Consider the following 19,557-nt stretch of genomic DNA (forward strand, 5'->3'; position numbering starts at 1 on the left):
CGGTGAACCTCACCCGCTGGAGCGCCCGGCTGCCCGGCACGCAGCGCCGCACCGCGGCCGCCCGCCCGCCCGACGCCGTGACCGGCGCGCCGACGGCAGGCGGAGGCGTGCCCGCGGCCCGCGCCGAGCACCCGGAAGCCCCGGCGTACGCCGTCGACGCGCTCTCCGTCCACGACGTCCTCAGCCAGGTCCCGGCGCTGATCGCCATCACCTACGGCGCCGCGCACCGCATCGCGTACGTCAACGAGGCGTACGCGGACGTCTTCGGCCCGCGCAGCACGGGTGAGCCCGCCAGGGAAGGACTCCCCGAGCTCGACGAGCTCGGACTGCTCCCGCTCATGGACCAGGTGCACCGCAGCGGCACGCCCCGCACCGTCAAGGCGCGCAAGGTCACCCTCCCCGACCGGGACCGCTACTTCACCTTCACCTGCACGCCGGTACGCACCGGCGCGCACCACGACGGCGCACCGGCCGCCCAGGGCCCCGCAGGGGCGGCGGCCGGGCGCGGCGGCCCCGGCACCTCGCACGGCTCGCACCACGGCCCGCAGGACGCCACCCAGGCCGAGCGCGGCGTCCTCGTCTTCGCCGCCGACGTCACGGACCAGGTGCAGGCGGCCGAGCGCCTCCGGGAGAGTGAACGCCGGCTGCACGCCACCGCCGTCACCCTCCAGCGCAGCCTGCTCCCGCAGGAGCTGGAACAGCCCGACGACCTGCGGGTCGCCGCCACGTACCAGCCGGGCGGCACGGACGCCGCCGTCGGCGGCGACTGGTACGACGTGATCACCCTCGGCGCCGGCCGCACCGCCCTCGTCATCGGCGACGTGATGGGCCGCGGCGTGCGTGCGGCCGCCGTGATGGGTCAGCTCCGTACCGCGGTCCGCGCGTACGCCCGGCTCGACCTCCCGCCGCACGAGGTCATCCAGCTGCTCGACGGCCTGGCCTCCGAGATCGATGCCACCCAGATCGCCACCTGCGTCTACGCGGTCCACGACCCCAGCGAGGGCCGGCTCTCGTACGCCACCGCGGGCCATCTGCCGATCCTCGTCCGCGACCCCGACGGCCGGGTGCACCGCACCGACGAGCCGAACGGGCCGCCCCTGGGCACCGGAGGCTGGGTGCACAGCTCCGGATCCATCCCGCTCGGCCCCGGCTCCATGGCGGTGCTCTACACCGACGGCCTGGTCGAGCGGCGCGGCGAGGACATCGACGTCGGCATCGACTCCCTGATGAACGCCTTCGCCGGCGCGACCGGCACCCCGCAGGTCATCTGCGACCGGCTGCTGCGCGCCCTGGGCGTGACCTCGGAGCACGACGACGACGTCGCCGTCCTCGTCCTGCAGTACCCGGACCACACCGGCGCCGACGCCGAACTCTTCCGCAACGCCTCGCTCGACCTCCTCGGCGGCATCGAGGCGGCGCCGCGCGCCCGCGCGTTCGCCACCGGCGTCCTGTCCAGCTGGCGGTTCCCCGCCGAGCTGCGCGACCTCGGCGTCCTCGCGGCCAGTGAGCTGGTCGCCAACTCGCTGCAGCACGGCACCCCGCCGATGAGGCTCCGGCTGCGCCGTACCGACCGCCGGCTGATCATCGAGGTCACCGACGGCGACGACCACCTGCCGCGCCGCCGCCGCGCGGAGCCCGCCGACGAGGCGGGCCGCGGCATCTCGATCATCGCCACGATCGCCTCCAGCTGGGGCTCCCGCCGGACGCCCGGCGGCGGCAAGGCCGTCTGGTGCGAGTTCGCCCTCCCGCGCATCTGAGACCCGACTCCGGAACGACGGCTGCCCCGGCCGGGTGGCCGGGGCAGCGCGTACGGTTCATCGGTCTTCCGGAGGCTGGTCAGCCCCCGACGGCGGCTTCCACCGGGAGGTTGCCCACGAGCGGGCGCTCGACCGTCAGCGGCTCGCGCGGCTCGCGCGGTGCCGGCACGACGGCGTGCGGATTGTCCTGGGCGGGGGTCAGCCCGCGGCCCATCCGGAGCGCCAGGAACGTGATGCCGAGTGAGAACGCGATCAGCATGCCGATGTAGGCGCTCCACATCCCGGCGCCGGCCATCACGCCGCCCGCGGCGGGCCCGATCGCGAGTGCGAGCTGCTTCACGAGTGCGAACGCCGAGTTGTACTGCCCGATCATCCGCGCCGGCGCCAGGTCGGCGACGAGCGGGGCGACGGTCGGCGACAGCATCGCCTCACCGAGCCCGAACAGCGCGTACGTGGAGATCAGCGTCACCGTCGCGACCGCCTGGCTCCCGTGGATGAGACCGGAGACACCGGCCGCGACCCAGGCGACCGACCAGATCAGCCCGACCGCGGCGATCACCCGGCTGCGCCGCCGCCGCTCGACCGTCTTCAGGACCAGGAACTGCGCCGCCACGATGACGGCCGTGTTCGCCGCGAGGGCGATGCCGAGCGTCGAGGGTTGGACATGGGTGACCTCGGTCGCGAACGCCGCGAGGCCCGACTCGAACTGTCCGTAGCAGGCGAAGAACATCACGCCGCCGAGCACGCAGAGCTGGACCATGGAACGGTCCTTGAGCAGCGACCGCCACCCGCCCGGGGCCTTGTCCGACGGCGCGCACTCGATCCGCGACGTCCGGGGCAGCCGCACGGTGCAGACCACCGCGCCGAGCACCAGGAACATCACGGCCTCGATTGAGAAGAGCAGCGTGAAGCTGCCCGGCCGGGAGGTGTCGACCATCAGGCCGCCGATGAGACCGCCGATGCCCAGTCCGAGGTTGGCCAGGAAGAACTGCGTCGCGAAGGCCCGCGAGCGGGTCCTCGTGGTGGAGCACCACACGATGAGCGTCGCGAGCGACGGCGAGATGATCGCGACGCCCGCGCCCATGACGGCCGACGCCGCGACCACGGTGACCGCGGTCGAGGCGAGCCCGAACCCCATCGCGCCGACGGCGGCGAGCACCGCACCGGTCATGGCCACGGGCAGCGGACCCCGCTGGTCGATGGCCCGGCCGGTGAACGGCAGCACGCAGAGCGCGGCCACGGCATAGGCGGCCAGCACCACCCCGGCCGTCGTCGCACCGAGGTCCCGTACCTGCGCCACATAAATGAACAGATACGGGACCGTGAAGCCGTTGCCGAACGCGCTCAGCGCGTTGCCCAGCTGGATCCGGCGCAGAGCCGCGCCCATCTCGGTGGTCACACTCACCTACCTAGGTTGTCGTTGAGTCCTGAAGACTTCAGAGTTAAAGTTAGAAGCTAAAGAGTACACAGAGAAGGGCTTTAGCGCCAAGCGGTTACGTGCCATACTCGGCGCATGCCAGCAGCAGACGGCCCCGCGAGTCCCCCGCAAGAGCTGGACCTCGACGAACAGATCGCGGCGTACCAGCGCGAGTTCCCCGAGGTGGACCCCCAGGTCGAGAAGGTGGTCACGGCCCTGGGCCGGCTCAACCGCCGGATGAACGTCGGCTACGGCCGACACCTCTCGGCGCTCGGCATCAGCAACGCCGAGTGGGAGGTCCTCAAAGCGCTCGTGGTGGTCGGCAAGCCCTACCGCCTCGGCCCCGGCGACCTGGCCAAGCGGCTCGGCCTCACCCCGGCCGCCATGACCCACCGCATCGACCGCATGGTCACGGAGGGCCTGGTCACCCGGGACCGCGACGAGACGAACCGGGTACGGGTCATCGTCGAGCTGACGGACGACGGCCGCGGCAAGTGGCTGGAGACCATGCGCATGGCCGCCGCCTTCGAGGCCGACCTGCTCCAGGACCTCTCCACGGACGAGCGAGCCCTGCTGGGCGAAGTGCTCCAGCGCCTGCTGCGCCGCGTGGAGGTCGCACAGCCGGACGCCGGCGGGCGGCTCGAAGACCTCGACTGAGGGGCCGCGCCGGTGCCGATGGCGGGGGTTGACACCCGCTGGACCGGTGCGTAGTGTTCTCCGAGTTGCCCGCCGGTGAACGCCGACGCGAGTCGGTCCCGAGGCAGCCACTCCGATCACCACAACCACTCGAACGAACGACGTGTTGTCGTTTTGTTTTCGTGCGCGTTTTCGGAATGGGAACGGAAAGCGGCCGATTTGGATCGGAAGCCGGAGTTCCGCTAAAGTTTCACTCGTCGGAAGGGCCTAACGGCCCGGATGGCAAGCCCCGCTGACTGGGGGTCAGGCCCGAAAGGTTCTGATAGAGTCGGAATCGCCGGAAAGCGCGAAAGCGAACAAGGCGAAACCCGCTGACTGGGAATCGGACACGAAAGCGTCTGATAGAGTCGGAAACACGAAGGGAAGCCCGGAGGGCGCCGGAGACGGCACCAAAGGAAGCGTCCGTTCCTTGAGAACTCAACAGCGTGCCAAAAGTCAACGCCAGACTTAAAACACCCCGGGCGGAACCCATACGGGTTTCGTTTGGTGGTTCCTTTGAAAAAGTCCTTCCGCCCTCCGGTCCTTCGGGACGGGAACTGGCGGGAGGCAATTACACAGCGAGGACGCTGTGCACCACGGGCCTTATTCCGGCCGGTGGTGCCGCTCTTGCGTGGAGACATTCACGGAGAGTTTGATCCTGGCTCAGGACGAACGCTGGCGGCGTGCTTAACACATGCAAGTCGAACGATGAAGCCTTCGGGTGGATTAGTGGCGAACGGGTGAGTAACACGTGGGCAATCTGCCCTTCACTCTGGGACAAGCCCTGGAAACGGGGTCTAATACCGGATAACACTTACCTCCTCCTGGGGGTGGGTTAAAAGCTCCGGCGGTGAAGGATGAGCCCGCGGCCTATCAGCTTGTTGGTGGGGTAATGGCCTACCAAGGCGACGACGGGTAGCCGGCCTGAGAGGGCGACCGGCCACACTGGGACTGAGACACGGCCCAGACTCCTACGGGAGGCAGCAGTGGGGAATATTGCACAATGGGCGAAAGCCTGATGCAGCGACGCCGCGTGAGGGATGACGGCCTTCGGGTTGTAAACCTCTTTCAGCAGGGAAGAAGCGCAAGTGACGGTACCTGCAGAAGAAGCACCGGCTAACTACGTGCCAGCAGCCGCGGTAATACGTAGGGTGCGAGCGTTGTCCGGAATTATTGGGCGTAAAGAGCTCGTAGGCGGTCTGTCACGTCGGATGTGAAAGCCCGGGGCTTAACCCCGGGTCTGCATTCGATACGGGCAGACTAGAGTGTGGTAGGGGAGATCGGAATTCCTGGTGTAGCGGTGAAATGCGCAGATATCAGGAGGAACACCGGTGGCGAAGGCGGATCTCTGGGCCATTACTGACGCTGAGGAGCGAAAGCGTGGGGAGCGAACAGGATTAGATACCCTGGTAGTCCACGCCGTAAACGTTGGGAACTAGGTGTTGGCGACATTCCACGTCGTCGGTGCCGCAGCTAACGCATTAAGTTCCCCGCCTGGGGAGTACGGCCGCAAGGCTAAAACTCAAAGGAATTGACGGGGGCCCGCACAAGCAGCGGAGCATGTGGCTTAATTCGACGCAACGCGAAGAACCTTACCAAGGCTTGACATACACCGGAAAGCCGTAGAGATACGGCCCCCCTTGTGGTCGGTGTACAGGTGGTGCATGGCTGTCGTCAGCTCGTGTCGTGAGATGTTGGGTTAAGTCCCGCAACGAGCGCAACCCCTGTTCTGTGTTGCCAGCATGCCCTTCGGGGTGATGGGGACTCACAGGAGACCGCCGGGGTCAACTCGGAGGAAGGTGGGGACGACGTCAAGTCATCATGCCCCTTATGTCTTGGGCTGCACACGTGCTACAATGGTCGGTACAATGAGCTGCGATACCGCAAGGTGGAGCGAATCTCAAAAAGCCGGCCTCAGTTCGGATTGGGGTCTGCAACTCGACCCCATGAAGTCGGAGTTGCTAGTAATCGCAGATCAGCATTGCTGCGGTGAATACGTTCCCGGGCCTTGTACACACCGCCCGTCACGTCACGAAAGTCGGTAACACCCGAAGCCGATGGCCCAACCCGCAAGGGAGGGAGTCGTCGAAGGTGGGACTGGCGATTGGGACGAAGTCGTAACAAGGTAGCCGTACCGGAAGGTGCGGCTGGATCACCTCCTTTCTAAGGAGCATTCTGGCTGCGATAGCAGTCCAGGGCCATTACGCCGGCATACGTTCGGCGGTGGTTGCTCATGGGTGGAACGTTGACTATTCGGCACACTGGGAATCCGGAAGCAAGTACTGCTTCGGCGTGGAAAGCGTCTGGATTGCTGGTGGGTCGGGCACGCTGTTGGGTCCTGAGGGAACGAAAGTCCCCTCTCGACGCCGGCCTCATGAACCTTTGGACTTGTTCCGGAGTGGAGTGGGGGAGGGTTCGTTGCTTGAGAACTACATAGTGGACGCGAGCATCTGTAAGGCAAGTTTTTAAGGGCGCACGGTGGATGCCTTGGCACCAGGAACCGATGAAGGACGCGAGAGGCCGCGATAGGCCCCGGGGAGCTGTCAACTGAGCTGTGATCCGGGGGTGTCCGAATGGGGAAACCCGGCAGTCGTCATGGGCTGTCACCCATACCTGAACACATAGGGTATGTGGAGGGAACGCGGGGAAGTGAAACATCTCAGTACCCGCAGGAAGAGAAAACAACCGTGATTCCGGGAGTAGTGGCGAGCGAAACCGGATGAGGCCAAACCGTATGCGTGTGATACCCGGCAGGGGTTGCGCATGCGGGGTTGTGGGATCGTACTTCAGCAGTCTGCCGACTGTTGGGCGAGTCAGAAACCGTATGGATAGGCGAAGGACATGCGAAAGGTCCGGCGTAGAGGGTAAGACCCCCGTAGCTGAAATCTGTACGGCTTGCTTGTACGACACCCAAGTAGCACGGGGCCCGAGAAATCCCGTGTGAATCTGGCGGGACCACCCGCTAAGCCTAAATATTCCCTGGTGACCGATAGCGGATAGTACCGTGAGGGAATGGTGAAAAGTACCGCGGGAGCGGAGTGAAATAGTACCTGAAACCGTGTGCCTACAAGCCGTGGGAGCGTCGGATCACATGCTTGCATGTGATCTCGTGACTGCGTGCCTTTTGAAGAATGAGCCTGCGAGTTTGCGGTGTGTGGCGAGGTTAACCCGTGTGGGGTAGCCGTAGCGAAAGCGAGTCCGAATAGGGCGGTTGAGTCGCGCGCCCAAGACCCGAAGCGGAGTGATCTAGCCATGGGCAGGTTGAAGCGGAGGTAAGACTTCGTGGAGGACCGAACCCACCAGGGTTGAAAACCTGGGGGATGACCTGTGGTTAGGGGTGAAAGGCCAATCAAACTCCGTGATAGCTGGTTCTCCCCGAAATGCATTTAGGTGCAGCGTCGCGTGTTTCTTGCCGGAGGTAGAGCACTGGATAGGCGATGGGCCCTACCGGGTTACTGACCTTAGCCAAACTCCGAATGCCGGTAAGTGAGAGCGCGGCAGTGAGACTGTGGGGGATAAGCTCCATGGTCGAGAGGGAAACAGCCCAGAGCATCGACTAAGGCCCCTAAGCGTACGCTAAGTGGGAAAGGATGTGGAGTCGCAGAGACAACCAGGAGGTTGGCTTAGAAGCAGCCATCCTTGAAAGAGTGCGTAATAGCTCACTGGTCAAGTGATTCCGCGCCGACAATGTAGCGGGGCTCAAGCGTACCGCCGAAGTCGTGTCATTCCCGTGTGAAGCCCTAACGGGTGCGGGGATGGGTAGGGGAGCGTCGTGTGCCGGGTGAAGCGGCGGCGGAAGCCAGTCGTGGACGGTACACGAGTGAGAATGCAGGCATGAGTAGCGATACACACGTGGGAAACGTGTGCGCCGATTGACTAAGGGTTCCTGGGTCAAGCTGATCTGCCCAGGGTAAGTCGGGACCTAAGGCGAGGCCGACAGGCGTAGTCGATGGACAACCGGTTGATATTCCGGTACCCGCTTTGAAACGCCCAGTATCGAACCCTCTGATGCTAAGGCCGTGAAGCCGTCCTGGAGCCTTCGGGCAAAGGGGAGTGGTGGAGCCGCCGGTCCAAGGTGGTAGTAGGTAAGCGATGGGGTGACGCAGGAAGGTAGTCCAGCCCGGGCGGTGGTTGTCCCGGGGTAAGGGTGTAGGGCGTGTGATAGGCAAATCCGTCACACATGAAGTCTGAGACCTGATGCCGAGCCGATTGTGGTGAAGTGGATGATCCTATGCTGTCGAGAAAAGCCTCTAGCGAGTTTCATGGCGGCCCGTACCCTAAACCGACTCAGGTGGTCAGGTAGAGAATACCGAGGCGTTCGGGTGAACTATGGTTAAGGAACTCGGCAAAATGCCCCCGTAACTTCGGGAGAAGGGGGGCCACAACTGGTGAGGGAACTTGCTTCCTGAGCTGGGGGTGGCCGCAGAGACCAGCGAGAAGCGACTGTTTACTAAAAACACAGGTCCGTGCGAAGCCGTAAGGCGATGTATACGGACTGACGCCTGCCCGGTGCTGGAACGTTAAGGGGACCGGTTAGTCACATTTCGGTGTGGCGAAGCTGAGAACTTAAGCGCCAGTAAACGGCGGTGGTAACTATAACCATCCTAAGGTAGCGAAATTCCTTGTCGGGTAAGTTCCGACCTGCACGAATGGCGTAACGACTTCTCGACTGTCTCAACCATAGGCCCGGTGAAATTGCACTACGAGTAAAGATGCTCGTTTCGCGCAGCAGGACGGAAAGACCCCGGGACCTTTACTATAGCTTGATATTGGTGTTCGGTTCGGCTTGTGTAGGATAGGTGGGAGACTGTGAAGTCATGGCGCCAGCCATGGTGGAGTCGTCGTTGAAATACCACTCTGGTCGTGCTGGATGTCTAACCTCGGTCCGTGATCCGGATCAGGGACAGTGTCTGGTGGGTAGTTTAACTGGGGCGGTTGCCTCCTAAAGAGTAACGGAGGCGCCCAAAGGTTCCCTCAGCCTGGTTGGCAATCAGGTGTTGAGTGTAAGTGCACAAGGGAGCTTGACTGTGAGACTGACGGGTCGAGCAGGGACGAAAGTCGGGACTAGTGATCCGGCGGTGGCTTGTGGAAGCGCCGTCGCTCAACGGATAAAAGGTACCCCGGGGATAACAGGCTGATCTTCCCCAAGAGTCCATATCGACGGGATGGTTTGGCACCTCGATGTCGGCTCGTCGCATCCTGGGGCTGGAGTCGGTCCCAAGGGTTGGGCTGTTCGCCCATTAAAGCGGTACGCGAGCTGGGTTTAGAACGTCGTGAGACAGTTCGGTCCCTATCCGCTGCGCGCGTAGGAATATTGAGAAGGGCTGTCCCTAGTACGAGAGGACCGGGACGGACGAACCTCTGGTGTGCCAGTTGTCCTGCCAAGGGCATGGCTGGTTGGCTACGTTCGGAAAGGATAACCGCTGAAAGCATCTAAGCGGGAAGCCTGCTTCGAGATGAGTATTCCCACCCCCTTTGAGGGGTTAAGGCTCCCAGTAGACGACTGGGTTGATAGGCCAGATGTGGAAGCCCGGTAACGGGTGGAGCTGACTGGTACTAATAGGCCGAGGGCTTGTCTAACTATTTTTGCTTCGCGTCCACTGTGTAGTTCTGAAGTAACGAACCGTGATGATACCCGGTTGGTTAACTTCATAGTGTTTCGGTGGTCATAGCGTTAGGGAAACGCCCGGTTACATTCCGAACCCGGAAGCTAAGCCTTTCAGCGCCGATGGTACTGCAGGGGGGACCCTGTGGGAGAGTAGGACGCCGCCGAACAATCATTAAGCCTCAGGCCTGGGATCTCTGATCCCGGGCCTGAGGTTTTTTTACGTTGCGATGCTGCCCGCACGGCTGACACGATCGCCCTATGGAATACGAGATACGAGCCACCGAGCCGCACGAGTGGGAGCGGCGCAAGCAGTTGAGGCTGACGGCGCTCCTGGACCCGGCGAGCAGCGTGGCCTTCGACAACACCTACGAGACGGAAGCGGCGTTCCCCGAGGAGACGTGGCAGCGCAGAGGAACCACCCCCGGCTTCGTGGCCGTCAACGCGGCCGGCGAGTGGGTGGGATCCGTCACCGTGCTGGTCGAGGTGGGCGCCGCGTTCCCCGTTCCGCAGACGCACATCGTCGGCGTCTACATGGCGCCGGAGGGGCGCGGAAACGGGCTCTCCGCCCGGATGCTGCAGGCTGCGATCGACTGGTCCTGGGAGCTGCCGGAAAAGATCGGCCGGGTTCGGCTGTGGGTGCACGAGGACAATGCGCGGGCGCAGGCCTTCTATACGCGACTGGGGTTCACCAGGACCGGCGAAACGATGACGTTCCCGCTCGACGAGTCGCAGACCGAGTATGAGATGGAGCTCCCGCGGTCCGTCTGACCCCCCAGGCCATGGCACCTCAAGCGATCCGCTCCAGGTCGGCCGCGCTGACCTCACCCAGCAGGCGCTCGCCCCGCGTCCAGCGCCGCACCTCGTCCACCGCATAGGCGCCGAGCCGTCGGACCTCACGGCCTTGGCAGCCGGCGATGTGTGGGGTGACCAGGACGTTCGGGAGGTGGAACAGCGGGTGCCCGTGAGGGAGCGGCTCGGGCTCCGACACGTCGAGGTAGGCGTCGAGGCGGCCGGTGGAGCACTCCCGGAGCAGGGCGTCCGTGTCGATGAGCCGGCCCCGGGCGGTGTTGATGAGCGCGGCGCCGTCGCGGAGTAGGGCCAGCCGTCGGGTGTCGAGCAGATGGTGCGTCTCGGGCAGGTCAGGGGCGTGCACGGTGACGACGTCGGAGGACCGACACAGCTCGTCCAACTCCACGAGCTGTACGCCGAGTTCGGCGGCCGTCGCCGGGGAGACGTAGGGGTCGGCGAGCAGAACGCGGTAGCCGGCGCTCGCGGACGTGAGGCGGCCGATGACCCCCCGCCCGATGCGCGATGCCCCGATGACGCCGATGGTCGCACCGTCGCCCCCCTGCCGCTCGCCGAAGCCGGGCAGTTCGCCACGGGTGTACTGGGCGGCCGTGCTGAGAGTGCGGCGGACGGCCAGCACGATGGTGGCCAGGGTGAAGTCGATGACGGGGCCCGCGTTGGCGTCCGCCGCGGACGAGACGGAGATCCCGCGCTGCCACACGGCCGGGTGCACATGGTGCTTGACGGAGCCGGCGGCGTGGATGACGGCGCCCAACCGGGGCGCGGTGGCAAGGATGTCCGGGCCGATGAGGGGACAGCCCCAGCCGGTGATGAGCAGGTCCGCGTCGTGGAGGGCCGTACGGGCGGCCGGTGCGTCGAAGCCACTGGTGAGGGCGTTGGGATGGAGTCGTACACAGCTCTCGAGCCGGGCCCGCAGGTCCGCGGGGAGCACCGCGTCGACCACGTCCGCGCGCATGGCCAGGACTGCGGTCGGTCGGTCCGTCATGAGAACTCCACGATGTAAGCGGTTACCAAACGTTGAGCGGAGGCTAGGGTCACCCGGCTTCCGGGTCAAGAACAACACCGGCTCAAGTGCCGTACGCCACGGGCAACCGGTTCATTTCCTTCAACCTCGACAGGACCGCGCCTGAGCCGAGCTCTGGGGGCGGGAGGACGCTTTGGGGTGCGCGGGCTGCCGGGCGTGGCACGGCTACGCTGAGCGGCAGCGCGGGGCGAGGTGTGCGGGGCGCCGGTCGGCCGGTCGGGCGCCCGCAGTCGGTACCGGCGGCCGGCCCGGAAGCGCACGGAATCGGACGGCGGGCATGCGGGCATGACGGAAGTAGCAGCACGGGGCGGCGGGCAGCGCCGGGTGACCATTCGCGACGTCGCCGGGCGGGCGGGCGTGTCGGTCGCGACCGTCTCGCGGGTCCTTGCCGGGAACTACCCGACCTCCCCCGCGGCGCGCGCGAAGGTGCTGCGCGCCGTGAAGGACCTGGACTACGTCATCGACGCGCGGGCGCGCGCGCTGGCGGGCACCGGCCCGAAGACCGTCGCGGTCATCGTGCAGGCCGTCGACAGCCCGTTCTACGCCGAGGTCGCGCAGGGCGTCGAGCAGGAGGCCGCGGCCCGCGGTCGGCTGTGCCTGGTCTGCAGCCACGGCGGGGACGTCGCACGGGAGCTGGCTCTCGTGCAGATGATGCGCGAGCAGCGGGCCGAGGTGGTGGTGCTGGTCGGCGGCGCCGTCGAGGACGAGCCGTACCGGGCCCGGCTGAACGAGTACGCGCACGCGCTCTCCGCCGCCGGGTCGCGGCTGGTGCTCTGCGGCCGTCCGGCTCCGACGCCCGACATGCCGGTGCTCGTCGTCGAGTACGACAACGAGGCGGGTGCGTACGCGGTCACCAGCCACCTGCTGTCGGCCGGGCACCGGCGGATCCTGTTCCTCGGCCGGATCCCCGGCCACAGCACCTTCGAGCCGCGCCTCTCCGGGTACCGCCGCGCGCTCGCGGACCACGGTCTGGACCCGGAGCCGGCGCAGGTCTCCGGAGCGGGTCTCGGCCGGGACAACGCCTACGCGGCGGTGCGGTCCATGATCGCGGCGTCCGGCGGCAGGCCCGCGTTCACGGCGGTCTTCGCGGGCGACGACCTGGTCGCGGCGGGCGCGATGTCCGCGCTGCGCGACGCCGGGCTGCGGACACCCGAGGACGTCTCCGTCGTCGGGTACAACAACGAGCACTTCGCGCAGGACCTCAACCCGCCCCTGACGACCGTGCACATCCCCTCGTACGAGCTGGGGCGGGAGGCGGTCAGGATCGCGCTGTCGGAGGACGTGTCGGGCGGGCCCGCACAGCGCCGCCATCTGCTGGGTACGCACATCGTGGTGCGCGATTCGGTGAGCCGGGCGCCGCGGGACTGATCGCCCGTACGACCCAGCGACCCAGCGACCCAACGACCCAGCGACCCAACGACTTGACGGCCGCAACGCTTCAGCCGAGCTGAACCGCGTCCGGGATTTCGTCGGAGACCGAGCCGAGCGGGTCGCCCAACGTGAGGCGTACGTCCGCCTGTTGCCACAGCGCGGTCCGCCAGCGGTCCCTGGCCTGCTCCGGCGAACGGAACACCGCGAGCACCGGGAGCCCTTCGGCCTGCCCGGTGGCCAGCAACTCGGGCAGCTCGGGGAGCGGAGCCAGCGCCGCGATGTCGTCGAGCACCAGCGTGATTGGTGGGTCGAGCCGACCGGCAGATGACCTCGCAGCCATGGACCGGCCGTGCTCGACCACGCTCGATACGAGTGCGGTCAGCAGTGGCATCGCACCCGGGCGGGCTCGGGGATCCTCGATCGCCTCACCCACCACGTAAAGCGTTCCCCTCTCCGAGACGAACGACTCCCAATCCGGTGCTCCGGCTCGACCGGGATTGCAGGCGTCCCTGATATGGATCGAGTTGAGACACTCCAGCCCCCGGTGTATCAACGCTTGCGCGGCGTCGCGGCGTTCGGGGTGGGCGTGCAGCACCGACTCCAGCTCGCCGCTCCAGCCGGGCGCGGCGGTCCGCGCCGTGCGCAGGATCCGTACCGCCTCGCCGCCGGCGGCGCCGCCGGCCGCCCAGCGGTGCACCTGACGGAACGGCAGGCCTTCGACGGCCGCCGCGTGCAACCAGCAGCGCAGCAGGGTCTCCGCCGCCGCGAACGTCAGGGAGTCCAGGCTGCTCGTCGGCCGCAGCGGTGCGAGGAGCGCGGCGGCGCGGGTCGCCGCCTTCGGCGCGTCCTCACAGCCGGTGTGCGGGGCCCAGCGCAGCCGCCCCGGGAGATCGATCAGGTGGGCGGGGTCGTAGACGGAGACCGGGGCCGAACTTGCCGCGTTCGCCGACCGTCCTGCGGTACGTCTCGGCGTCGGCGGTCGTGACGATCACCGCGCCGGCGGCGTTCAGGATCGCGGGCTCCACGGCGCGCTTGGCCTTGTCACCGCGCGGCGCGGCGAACAGGACGTACGTACGACTCAGTTCACCGCCGGCCAGCGGGTCGGCGAGTGCGGGTGGTGCGGGCGGCGCGATGGCCGGCACTTGGTGCGCCGTCGGCACGCCCGGTGGTTCCGGCGCGAGCTGGGGGGCCGGCGCGGGGACGGACGCGACCGGCTGCGCCTCGTACGCCGTCGGTACGGGTAGTGCGGGCGCCGGCGCCGGTGGGGACAGGGGTGCCGGCGCGGGTGCCGACGGCCCTGGCCGGGGGACGGCGCCGACGTCGTCCTGAGCATGAGCGTCGTGGGCTTCGTGGGCTTCCTGGGCTTCCTGGGCGGCGCGGCGGTTGGCGCGCACCACTCGGTAGCGGGTGAGGACGCCGATGAGAAAGACCGTCAGGACGAAGAGGACCATCAACTGGCCGATGAAGATGCCCCAGAAGAGCCCGGAGCCCGGGAGTTCGAGCGGCGGGGACTCGGGCCAGGCGCCGGGGATGTCGTGCGGGTCGCCCATCAGGTGGCGCATGGCCAGCGGGGTGCGGGTGAAGTGCACCGCGGCCGGCCAGCTGCCGTGGGCGAAGAGCCCCGCGATGCCGGTGGCCGTCCAGACCATGATGGTCATGCCCAGCAGGAAGCCCAGGATCCCGAGGATCAGTCCGTCGGGGACACCGCCCTCCGTCCGCCGCTCCGTGGTCCCGCGTCGCTCCGCCGCCACCTCAGGCCACCGCGTCGTCGGCCAACTGCTTTGCGAGGGCGATCTCCGCGTCGGCCACCGCCTCCGCCTCGACCGCGGCCGCGTGCTCGACGGACGACTGCGTCATCGCGCTGTCCGTGAAGACCAGGGGGCGCTCGGCCTCGGTGATCAGGTGTTTGACGACCTGGACGTTGCCGTTGACGTCCCAGACCGCGATACCCGGGGTGAGCGTCGGGATGATCTCGACCGCCCACCGGGGCAGCCCGAGGACCAGGCCCGTCGCGCGTGCCTCGTCGGCCTTCTGGGCGTAGATCGTGCGCGTGGAGGCCATTTTCAGGATCGCGGCGGCCTCTTTGGCCGCGGCGCCGTCCACGACGTCCGACAGGTGGTGGACGACCGCGACGAAGGACAGGCCGAGGCGGCGGCCGAACTTCAGCAGCCGCTGGAAGAGCTGGGCCACGAACGGGCTGTTGATGATGTGCCAGGCCTCTTCGACGAGGAAGACGCGCTTGACCCGGTCGGGCCGGATCCAGGTGTGCTCCAGCCACACGCCGACGATGGCCATCAGGATGGGCATGGCGATCGAGTTGCGGTCGATGTGGGAGAGGTCGAAGACGATCAGTGGCGCGTCCAGGTCGATGCCGTTGGTCGTCGGGCCGTCGAACATGCCGCGCAGGTCGCCGTCGACCAGCCGGTCCAGCACGAGGGCCACGTCCAGGCCCCATGCCCGGACGTCGTCGACATCGACGTTCATCGCCTCGGCGGAGTCCGGCATGGGATGTCGGAGCCGCTCGACGATGTCGGTGAGGATCGGCTGCCGGTCGGTGGTGGTCTCCGTGACGTACGCGTGGGCGACCTTGAGGGCGAAGCCGGACCGCTCGTCCAGGCCGCGCCCCATCGCGACCTCGATGATCGTGCGGAGCAGCGCGAGCTGCCCGGTCGCGGCGATCGCCGGGTCGAGCGGGTTGAGCTTGATGCCGCCGTTGAGCGCGGCCATCGGGTCCAGCCGGATGGGGGTTATTCCGAGCGCCTTGGCGATCAGGTTCCACTCGCCGACGCCGTCCTCGCCCTGAGCGTCGAGGACGACGACCTGGCGGTCGCGGAAGCGCAGCTGACGCAGCACGTACGTCTTCTCCAGCGCGGACTTGCCGTTGCCGGACTCGCCGAGCACCAGCCAGTGCGGGGCGGGCAGCTGCTGGCCGTAGAGCTGGAAGGGGTCGTAGATGTAGCCCTTGCCGGAGTACACCTCGCGGCCGATGATCACGCCGGAGTCGCCGAGTCCGGGGGCGGCGGTGGGCAGGTATACGGCCTGCGCCTGCCCGGTGGAGGTGCGGACGGGCAGCCGCGTCGACTCCACCTTCCCGAACAGGAAGCCGGTGAACGCGTCGGTGAGCGCGGCGAGGGGGTCCAGCATGGGCATGGTGGGCCTCCTGTTAGCGGCGGATACCGGTCGCGAACGGCAGCGTGTTCACGAACGCACGGTGGTGCTCACGGTCGCACCACTCCAACTTCAGATACGACTTACCCGCGGACGCGCGGATCGTACGCTTGTCCCGGGCAAGTGCTTCCGGCGATCGGGAGCTTACGGTGATGTAACCGACGAGATTCACTCCGGCGGCGCCGCTGGCGAGGTCTTCACCCCGCTGGTCGACGCGGCCGTGGTGGGCGACGTCGCGGGGGTCGATCACCCGGTTCATCTTGGCGGCGCGGCTGGCGTCCGCGTCGTCGTTCGTCTTCTCGGTCAGCATCCGCTCGATGGCGACGTCGGTCGGCTCCAGGTCCATGCAGACCGCGACCGTGCGGATCACGTCCGGGGTGTGGACGAGCAGCGGGGCGAGGAAGTTGACGCCGACCGGCGTCATCGGCCATTCCTTCACCCAGGCGGTGGAGTGGTGCCAGGGTGCGCGGGTGGCCGACTCACGGGTTTTGGCCTGGAGGTACGTCGGCTCGGTCGCGTCCAGCTCGGCGGGCCAGGCGTTGCGCCGGGTCATCGCCTGGATGTGGTCGATGGGGTGGTCCGGGTCGTACATGGAGTGGACGAGGGACGACAGCCGGGCCTGGCCGAGCGGCTGGCGGACCCGGATGTCCGCCTCGGCGAGCCGGGCGCAGATGTCGGTCAGCTCGCGGGCCATGACGGCGGCCAGGCCGGCGTCCTTGTCGATCTCGGAGCGGCGGGTGACGGTGGCACGGGCCAGCGCGTGGCCCTCGGCGGCCAGCTCGCGGGTGAAGTGCATACAGGCGACGAGATAGGCGCGGTGCTGCTCCGAGGAGGTCGACACCATCGACTGCAGCTGTTCGTAGGAGTCCACGAGCCACGCCTCGGCCCGCGGGTCGCCGCGCAGCGAGACGTCCTTCGCGTGCGCGTCCGGGTCGGCGGGCAGCGTGCGGGCGAGCATCTGGAGGCGGGTGACGTACCCGTCGCCGTTGGCCACGTGCTTGAGCAGCGTGCCGAACCGCTCCACCAGGGCTTCCTGGTCCTCGCTGTCCCGCAGCCCGACGCCGGGGCCCTCGATCTCGATCGCGGCGGTCACGGTCCTGCGGTCGATGTGCAGCAGCACGGCGATCTCGTCGGGGCCGAAGGGGGCCGACAGCCAGTTGATCCGGCCGATGCCGGGCGGCGGCCCGATCTCGACCTCACGGCCGTCGAGCCCGATACCGGCCTCGGAGGCCGCGGACCGGTACGCGGGGGTGCGGCGCAGCGTACGGCGGTAGGTGCGGTTGATCTCGAACCAGCGGTAGAACGTCCGCCGCCGGTACGGCATGTAGACGGCGGCGAACGCCAGCAGCGGCCACCCGATGAGCGTCAGGATGCGCAACGGAAGTATCGGGACCAGCAGGCCGCACATCATGCCCAGGAACGCGCCGACGACGATCAGCGCGATCTCCCCGGTCTCCCGGTTCTTGCCGACGATCGCGTTCGGACGGGCCTTGCCGATCAGATACGTGCGGCGCGGCTGGGTGAAGGGCTGGGACGTCACCGGCTATCACCTCCGTGCTTGTTTCCGTTGCCGTTGCTGTTGTTCCCGCGATTCGCCGTGGTGCGGGGCGCGGGCGCCGCCGGAACTCCGTTCGAACCGCCGCCACCGCCTCCGCCGCCGGTCCGGCCGGGGTTGCCGTTGCGGCTGCCGTGCGCCGCCACGCCGCCGGACACCGGGTTGGACGGCTGCGCACCCCCGCTGGTTGCCTGTTCCTGCGGTCCGCCGCGCGCGCTGTGCGTCTTGATGCCCTGCTTCACCAGCGCGGCGGGCGAGGAGATCACGGCCGCGGCCTGGGCGCCGCCGGCTTCCTTGCGGTTGTTCTTCAGGCTCACGACGTCGTCGCCGAAGCCCGGGACGAAGCGGTAGATCATGAAGCTGGCGAAGATGGCCAGCAGGATGATCGCCAGTCCCGAGACGACGGCGGAGAACGAGTTCGGCCCGTCGGACGCGCTCAGCGCCCCCGCCAGGCCCAGCACGATCACGATCACCGGTTTGACGAGGATGACGGCGATCATGATGCCCGCCCAGCGGCGGACGTGGCCCCACATGTTCTTGTCGACCAGCCCGGAGTACACAGCGGTCCCGAGCAGCGCGCCGACGTAGAGCAGCGCCGCCCTGATCACCAGCTCCAGCCACAGCACGCCGGCGGCCAGCACCGACACCATGGACACGACGATCAGCATGATCGGGCCGCCGCCGATGTCCTGGCCCTTGGCGAGGGCCGCGGAGAAGTTACCGAAGAACGTGTTGGTGTTCGAGGACGTGCCGGCCGCGATCACGTCCGTCACGGCGTCCGTCGCCGACACCACCGTGTACAGCACCAGCGGCGTGAACGCCGAGGCCAGCACCGTCAACCACAGGAACCCGACGGCCTCCGTCAACGCTTCCGTCAGCGGCACGCCGCGCACGGCCCGCTTGGCGACGGCCAGCAGCCACAGGACGAGCGTCAGGATCGTGGAGGCGGCGAAGACGACGGCGTACTGGCGCAGGAAGGTGGTGTTGGTGAAGTCCACCTGCGTGGTGGACGTGATCGCCTTGGAGAGCTTGGTGATCACCCAGGAGGCGGCGTCGGCACAGCCCTTCGCGAGGGCGCTCAGGGGGTCGAGGGTGTCGGGGAGGGGGTTGGAGGGCCCTCCACCGCCGCCTTTGCCTTTCTCGCAGTACTCCTTGGCAGGTCCCGAGATGAGCGCACAGGGATCACTGCTGGTTGAGGGAGTCGGCGTCGGGGTGGGAGTCGGCGTGGGCGCCGCGGCGGCACGGGTCGCGAGGAGAACGGCGGCAGTCTGGACACCCGCAACGACTCCTGCGACGGACAGGGCACGTAGACGTCGGCTACCGCGCATACGTGAACCCTCCGAAACCCTTGACCGCGTCCGCGATCTCGCCGGCACCGGAGACGGGATTGTCGCCGCTGACCGGGGTCGGACCCTTCTTCTGTCCTGTGTCCAGGACCTTCCAGTCGGAACCGTTCCACTTCAGCGTGAAGGTGACGGTGAACCAGTTGTTGGTCACCGGCTTGGTCGAGGCGTTGCCCGCCAGGCCGAACATCCCGGCGCACCAGACGGAGACCCCGGCCGTTTCACCGTCGAACTTGTCGATCTTCGCTCCGGCCGGGAGGGTGCGGTTGACGAAGGTCAGGCCGGCCGGCGCGGCACCGTCCACGGTCAGCCCGATGCCGGCCAGGAAGGCCTTCGAATAGTTGGCGTCGAAGCCCGCCTGCATCTTGGCGACCGTGCTCGTGTCCGCGATCGCGTTGATGATCGCGTGGCGGCGGTCCGTGTTGAACATCCCGTCACCCCCCAGCGCCACCGCGAAGTTCGCCGCCGCCGACTGCGCCCCCTGCTCCGTCTTCGCGTAGCCCGACGGGATGCCCGCGTTGTCGCCTGTGGCCGGCTTTTCGCCGGTGGGGGCGGTGGGGTTCGCGTTCGTGCCCTTGGCGCCGCCGGCCGTGGCACCGTTGGAGGCGGTGTTGTCATTGCCGCGGTTGGCGAGGACGATCACGGCGACGAGGAGGACGACGACGCCGAGGACCGTCACCAGGGCCCGGCTCGGCTTGGTGCGGCGTGGCGCGGCGCCGTACCCGCCGTGCCCTTCGGGCATGCGGGTGCGTGTCGGTGGGCCGTCCTGGCCGGTATCGCTGCTGGGGTGAGTGGGCATCAGCACGCAGCCTCGGGTGGGGGAGGGGGCCTG

10 protein-coding genes, 3 rRNA genes and 1 pseudogene are annotated in these 19,557 nt (G+C 67.5%); 7 read left to right on the plus strand and 7 right to left on the minus strand.

Annotated features, from left to right (window positions below; all coding sequences use genetic code 11):
* The first annotated feature begins 2 nt into the window (after nucleotides 1-2).
* The gene (locus tag M2266_RS19555; protein ID WP_277439349.1) at nucleotides 3-1,757 is read left to right on the plus strand and encodes a SpoIIE family protein phosphatase; all 1,755 of its coding nucleotides are present in this window, start codon (nucleotides 3-5) and stop codon (nucleotides 1,755-1,757) included.
* Nucleotides 1,758-1,836: 79 nt separating this feature from the next.
* Here the strand turns inward: M2266_RS19555 and M2266_RS19560 are convergent, their stop codons facing one another.
* A complete protein-coding gene (locus M2266_RS19560) occupies nucleotides 1,837-3,156 on the minus strand; it encodes an MFS transporter (protein ID WP_277441273.1) in 1,320 nt (439 codons plus the stop codon).
* A gap of 114 nt (nucleotides 3,157-3,270) precedes the next feature.
* Between M2266_RS19560 and M2266_RS19565 the strand changes: the two genes are divergently transcribed.
* The 5 genes from M2266_RS19565 to M2266_RS19585 all read left to right on the plus strand — a co-directional run bounded on the left by M2266_RS19565 (nucleotide 3,271) and on the right by M2266_RS19585 (nucleotide 10,225).
* Nucleotides 3,271-3,831, plus strand: a complete 561-nt coding sequence (locus M2266_RS19565; RefSeq protein ID WP_277439350.1) for a MarR family transcriptional regulator — start codon at nucleotides 3,271-3,273, stop codon at nucleotides 3,829-3,831.
* A gap of 658 nt (nucleotides 3,832-4,489) precedes the next feature.
* A 16S ribosomal RNA gene (locus tag M2266_RS19570) occupies nucleotides 4,490-6,012 on the plus strand.
* Between the two features lie 292 nt (nucleotides 6,013-6,304).
* Nucleotides 6,305-9,429 (plus strand): 23S ribosomal RNA (locus M2266_RS19575).
* Nucleotides 9,430-9,507: 78 nt separating this feature from the next.
* Nucleotides 9,508-9,624: ribosomal RNA gene (rrf, locus tag M2266_RS19580) — 5S ribosomal RNA — on the plus strand.
* Together the 16S, 23S and 5S rRNA genes form the textbook arrangement of a ribosomal RNA operon.
* A 91-nt stretch (nucleotides 9,625-9,715) precedes the next feature.
* A complete protein-coding gene (locus M2266_RS19585) occupies nucleotides 9,716-10,225 on the plus strand; it encodes a GNAT family N-acetyltransferase (RefSeq protein ID WP_277439351.1) in 510 nt (169 codons plus the stop codon).
* A 19-nt stretch (nucleotides 10,226-10,244) separates the two neighbouring features.
* Here the strand turns inward: M2266_RS19585 and M2266_RS19590 are convergent, their stop codons facing one another.
* Nucleotides 10,245-11,249: a hydroxyacid dehydrogenase gene (locus tag M2266_RS19590; protein ID WP_277439352.1), complete on the minus strand. Its 1,005-nt coding sequence runs from the start codon at nucleotides 11,247-11,249 to the stop codon at nucleotides 10,245-10,247.
* Nucleotides 11,250-11,573: 324 nt separating this feature from the next.
* Here M2266_RS19590 and M2266_RS19595 point away from each other — a divergent pair, with 324 nt between their 5' ends.
* Nucleotides 11,574-12,656, plus strand: coding sequence for a LacI family DNA-binding transcriptional regulator (locus M2266_RS19595; protein WP_277439353.1), 1,083 nt, complete (start codon nucleotides 11,574-11,576; stop codon nucleotides 12,654-12,656).
* A 70-nt stretch (nucleotides 12,657-12,726) separates the two neighbouring features.
* On the opposite strand, the pseudogene M2266_RS19600 reads toward M2266_RS19595, so the two are convergent.
* The 5 genes and pseudogenes from M2266_RS19600 to M2266_RS19620 all read right to left on the minus strand — a co-directional run bounded on the left by M2266_RS19600 (nucleotide 12,727) and on the right by M2266_RS19620 (nucleotide 19,524).
* Nucleotides 12,727-14,317 (minus strand): annotated as a pseudogene (locus tag M2266_RS19600) (type IV secretory system conjugative DNA transfer family protein).
* Between the two features lie 94 nt (nucleotides 14,318-14,411).
* The gene (locus M2266_RS19605; RefSeq protein ID WP_277441274.1) at nucleotides 14,412-15,803 is read right to left on the minus strand and encodes an ATP-binding protein; all 1,392 of its coding nucleotides are present in this window, start codon (nucleotides 15,801-15,803) and stop codon (nucleotides 14,412-14,414) included.
* 19 nt (nucleotides 15,804-15,822) lie between these two features.
* Nucleotides 15,823-17,367, minus strand: a complete 1,545-nt coding sequence (locus tag M2266_RS19610; RefSeq protein WP_277439354.1) for an SCO6880 family protein — start codon at nucleotides 17,365-17,367, stop codon at nucleotides 15,823-15,825.
* A complete protein-coding gene (locus tag M2266_RS19615) occupies nucleotides 17,364-18,710 on the minus strand; it encodes a hypothetical protein (RefSeq protein ID WP_277439355.1) in 1,347 nt (448 codons plus the stop codon). The genes M2266_RS19610 and M2266_RS19615 overlap by 4 nt, the downstream gene beginning before the upstream one ends.
* Nucleotides 18,700-19,524, minus strand: a complete 825-nt coding sequence (locus M2266_RS19620; RefSeq protein WP_277439356.1) for a hypothetical protein — start codon at nucleotides 19,522-19,524, stop codon at nucleotides 18,700-18,702. Before M2266_RS19620 ends, M2266_RS19615 begins: the two co-directional genes overlap by 11 nt.
* Nucleotides 19,525-19,557: the final 33 nt, after the last annotated feature.

Origin of the sequence: Streptomyces sp. SPB162 (assembly GCF_029504575.1) — a bacterium.
In the GTDB taxonomy this organism is placed as follows: Bacteria; Actinomycetota; Actinomycetes; order Streptomycetales; family Streptomycetaceae; genus Actinacidiphila.